At 60.8% G+C, this 1,519-nt stretch carries 1 protein-coding gene; it reads right to left on the bottom strand.

Annotated features, from left to right (window positions below; all coding sequences use genetic code 11):
• Positions 1–1,519, bottom strand: a 1,519-nt coding sequence (gene metG / locus CW742_RS12650) for a methionine--tRNA ligase (RefSeq protein ID WP_292420899.1), incomplete at both ends; no start/stop codon positions are given.

Below are 1,519 nucleotides of genomic sequence, written 5' to 3'. Positions count from 1 at the left end.
TGTTAGCATCGGCCACGCGTTTCTGGAGGAGCGCATCGAGCTCCTTCACCTGATCCTCCTCCATCTTCACAAAGAGAGGCGTGGGGGGTTTGAGGCAGGCCTCGGGCACCGGGTGCAGCGCATCGCTGACCGGGTGTTTTGCTACCTCGTCATAGAAACCGAGCTCCTTCCAGCAGCGCTCCGCCGCATCCGGCATCACCGGCTGGATGAGGAGGGCGAGGGCTTTGACGATCTGGCAGGCGTTCCTGATGACCTGCGCTGCTGCAGCCCTGTCGGTCTTGACCAGTTTCCACGGGGCGTTGGTCTGGATGTAAGTGTTCCCGAACGCGGCAAGGCCCATCACCGCATCAACCGCCCCCTTGAACTCGTAGTCCCGCATCAGCTGGTCGACATTCGCAAGGGTCTTTTCGATCTCGGCAAAGATCGCCGGATCGACATCCCCTCCCGGGATTCCCTCGAACTCCTTCTGCGCAAAGTAGAGCATCCGGTACACGAAGTTGCCGAAGATGTTGACAACCTCGTTGTTGATCCGTTCCGCAAAGAGCGGCCAGGCAAAGTTCAGCTCCTTGGTGTGGCTCGTATACGAGAGGAGGTAGTAGCGGAGGTAGTCAACCGGCAGGCCCTTGTCCAGGTAATCGTCGTTCGTCCAGACCACGTAGCCCCGGGACTTCGAGAACTTGTGGTCGTCGACCTTGACCATCCCGCTCGCCACGACCGCGTGCGGCACCCCGTAACCTGCACCCTTCAGGAGAGCCGGCCAGAAGATCGAGTGGTGGTAGATTATATCGCCGCCGATAAAGTGCGTGACGCGGTTCTCGCCGCACCAGTACCGCTTCCAGTCCTTGTTGTTCGCCTTCGCCCATTCTTCGGTGAACGCAATGTAGCCGATCGGGGCGTCGACCCAGACATAGACCACGAGGTCGTCGCGGCCCGGGAACTTCACGCCCCATTCGAGCGTCCGCGTGATGCACCAGTCATGGAGCTCGTCCCTGATCCACCCGAGGGCGTAGTTCTTTGCATTGGTCGTGCCCCGGACCTGGTCGAGATAGGGAAGGAGGAAGTCCCTGAACTCCGAGAGCTTGAAAAAGAAATGCTCCTGGTCCCGGAACTCCGCCTTCGTGCCGCAGACCTTGCAGACAGGGTCTTTAATCTCGCCCGGTTCAAGGTGCTTGCCGCAGCCCTGGTCGCACTCGTCGCCCCGGGCCGGCTTGCCGCAGTGCGGGCAGGTCCCTTCCACGTACCGGTCGGGCAAAAACCGTTTGCACTTCGTGCAGTAGGCCTGGTGGACTACCTGCTTGTAGATGTACCCGTTCTCCTGAAGCCGCGAGACTATGTCCTGCGTCCGGTGATGGTTTGCGGGATCGTCGGTCATCCCGAACCGGTCGAACATCACGCCCATCCGTTTGAACGTCTCGTCGAAGTGCTTATGGTATTTTTCCGAGAGCGCCCGGGGCGTTGTGCCGGTCTCCTCGGCCGAGACCACGATCGGGGTTCCGTGGTGGTCCGAGCCCCAGACCGT

It is taken from the genome of Methanoregula sp., from assembly GCF_002835825.1.
Classification (GTDB): Archaea; Halobacteriota; Methanomicrobia; order Methanomicrobiales; family Methanospirillaceae; genus Methanoregula.
This window is presented reverse-complemented; position numbering and strand designations above follow the sequence as displayed.